The organism is Actinomyces sp. ICM47, from assembly GCF_000278725.1.
Taxonomy (GTDB): Bacteria; Actinomycetota; Actinomycetes; order Actinomycetales; family Actinomycetaceae; genus Pauljensenia.
The window spans coordinates 1-2,374 of sequence record NZ_ALCA01000005.1; the positions used below are offsets into that span (position 1 = coordinate 1).

A 2,374-nucleotide genomic window follows, 5' to 3' on the forward strand; every position below is an offset into this window, starting at 1 on the left:
TTGTTATAAGTGCTTCACTTGGTGCGCGTGTCGAGCGGGAACTCGGCGTCCGGCTCGTGCGTGATGCGATTGCGCAGGTCACGGCGGAAGACTTCGATGACCCATAGCCAGATGATGTGGCCGAAGAACTCGGAGAAATGTTCCGCGAAGGGCTGGTTCCAGGGTGCCGGGACGGTGCCCATCAGTGGCATAAGGATGACGTGGAATCCCACGTAGACGACAATTCCGAAGGCCGCGCCCTGCCAGAGCTTGATCTGGGGGAAGCGTTCGGCCAGCACGCAGTAGATGACCGCGAAGCCGATCGAGAAGGCGAAGTGGACGATGAAGGAGACCCAGGGGAGTCCCTCGTTGCCGTTGTAGGTGTAGGACAGGTGGGTGACGCTCTCCGGGACGCCCAGCTGCTGGAGCAGCTGCTGCGGCGGGTTGGTCGCGTTGCGGACGGGCGTGCGCGGAGGTAGCGGCACCTCCCAGCCGAACTTTACGATGGCGGAGACGATGCCGCCGAGAACACCTGCGAGCGCTGCGACGCCGTAGCGGCGGCGCTTCGGATTGGTCTGAATTAGTGCCATATGTCAAGCATCCGATGTGATTGTTGAAGTTTCGAGGGCTTTGGTGACTTAGCGCTCAAGGTCACAGTCGTGCGTCACCTGCGACAACACCCAAAAACTAGCCAATCTGGTCGGATTTTTGGAGGGGATACCTCGGAATTATGCGGGTGGGGGAGGGACCCAAGTCCCTCCCCCACCCGGAGTTGTTGGCCAATCGTATTGGCTTGAATGGTGGCCGACGCGCGCCTTGTCAGTCGACGATCCCGTACAGGCGGTCACCCGCGTCGCCCAAGCCGGGCACGATGTAAGACTTATCGTTGAGACACTCGTCGACGGCGGCGACGACGACGTTGACGTCGGCGCGATCACCAATCGCGGCCTCGAGCGTCGCGACACCCTCGGGGGCAGCCAGGATGCACACGCAGGTAACATCCTTCGCGCCGCGCTCGAACAGGTAGTTCGTCGCCGCGACCATCGTGTGGCCCGTGGCCAGCATCGGATCGAGCACGAAGCACTGGCGACCCGACAGGTCGTCCGGCAGGCGGTTCGCGTAGGTCTCGATCTCGAGGGTGTTATCGTCGCGACGCATGCCCAGGAAACCAACCTCGGCGGTGGGCAGCAGGCGGGTCATGCCCTCGAGCATACCCAGGCCAGCACGCAGAACAGGCACGACGATCGGACGAGGCTCCGACAGCGTCAGGCCGGTGGTCGGCGCAACGGGGGTCTCGATTGGGGTATCGGACACGGCGACCTCGCGGGTCGCCTCGTAGGCGAGCAGAGTGACCAGCTCGTCAACGAGCTGGCGGAACGTCGCCGATGGCGTGTTGCGATCGCGTAGAACAGTGAGCTTGTGGGCGATCAGGGGGTGATTAGCTACGTGGAGGCGCATGGTTATAGGCTACCTCGTACGCGTGTGCGTGCGCACCCCGGTGCTTCGGGCACGAGGCCGTGGCTGCCCGCGCGCAGCAGGTGCTGACCATCTGTCAAACTCAGGGGCTACTCGTGCCCCACAGAGATCCCGACCTCCGGTTACCTCAATGATGATTTGGCCGGTAAGCTAATAGGGTGTCAGTGAATGAGCAGTATCGCGAAGCCATGGGCAAAGCCCTTTTCTTGGCCAATCGCGCCCGCGAAACGGGAGACGTCCCCGTCGGTGCCGTCGTCGTCGACGCCGACGGACACATCATCGGTCGAGGGTGGAACTGCCGCGAGGCTCATCACGATCCCACGGGCCACGCCGAGATCGTCGCCCTGCGCGAAGCAGCCCGCGCCCTGGGCACATGGCGCCTGACCGGTTGCACCCTCATCGTTACTCTCGAACCCTGCACCATGTGCGCGGGAGCCATCCTGGCCTCGCGCGTCGACCGCGTCGTCTTCGGTGCCTGGGACCCCAAGGCCGGTGCCGCCGGCTCCCTGCGTGACGTCTTACGCGACGCCCGTATGCCCCACCCGACCGAGGTCATCGGCGGTGTTCTCGCCCAGGAAGCAGCCATGCAGCTGCGCTCCTTCTTCCTCGGACAGCGCGCCGCCAACGAAATGCCCGTCGTTGAGGCCCCCGTCCACGAGCCCGGCGACCTGCCTGCCCCGGCCCCCGCCCTACCTCCCGCTGAGGATGCGCGCGCCAACAAGTCCGTCCCTGCCCCGGTCCGCGCCAGGGACACGCGCGCCAACGAGCCCGCCCCGGCCTCGTCCCCGAAGAACTCCGACAAGCAGGCCACGGTCTACCCGAGCGCGCCCGTCGCCGTCCTTTCCCCCGCGGCCACCGGCCGCCGTGCAGTCGCGGCTTCACCGTTCCCGCGCCGCGCCGGTCGCCCCTTCTCCGAGCG

3 protein-coding genes are annotated in these 2,374 nt (G+C 65.4%); 1 reads left to right on the forward strand and 2 read right to left on the reverse strand.

All coding sequences use genetic code 11. The features are described from left to right. Positions 1 to 14 precede the first annotated feature (14 nt). Together HMPREF1136_RS00200 and upp are read right to left on the reverse strand one after the other, a co-directional pair. Positions 15 to 569 carry a YagU family protein gene (locus HMPREF1136_RS00200; RefSeq protein WP_009647280.1) on the reverse strand — a complete coding sequence of 185 codons (555 nt, stop codon included), beginning with the start codon at positions 567 to 569 and terminating at the stop codon, positions 15 to 17. Positions 570 to 798: 229 nt separating this feature from the next. Continuing rightward, positions 799 to 1,437 (reverse strand): uracil phosphoribosyltransferase, encoded by a 639-nt coding sequence (upp, locus tag HMPREF1136_RS00205; protein WP_009647279.1) that lies wholly within the window; start codon positions 1,435 to 1,437, stop codon positions 799 to 801. 206 nt (positions 1,438 to 1,643) lie between these two features. On the opposite strand from upp, the gene tadA reads away from it, so the two are divergent. Continuing rightward, a partial coding sequence (tadA, locus tag HMPREF1136_RS00210; RefSeq protein ID WP_034504162.1) for a tRNA adenosine(34) deaminase TadA occupies positions 1,644 to 2,374 on the forward strand: 731 nt, incomplete at its 3' end.

Excerpts from the sequence above, each read along its gene's own strand:
- HMPREF1136_RS00200 (WP_009647280.1), bottom strand. The coding sequence starts at position 569 with ATGGCACTAATTCAGACCAATCCGAAGCGCCGCCGCTACGGCGTCGCA.
- upp (WP_009647279.1), bottom strand. The coding sequence starts at position 1,437 with ATGCGCCTCCACGTAGCTAATCACCCCCTGATCGCCCACAAGCTCACT.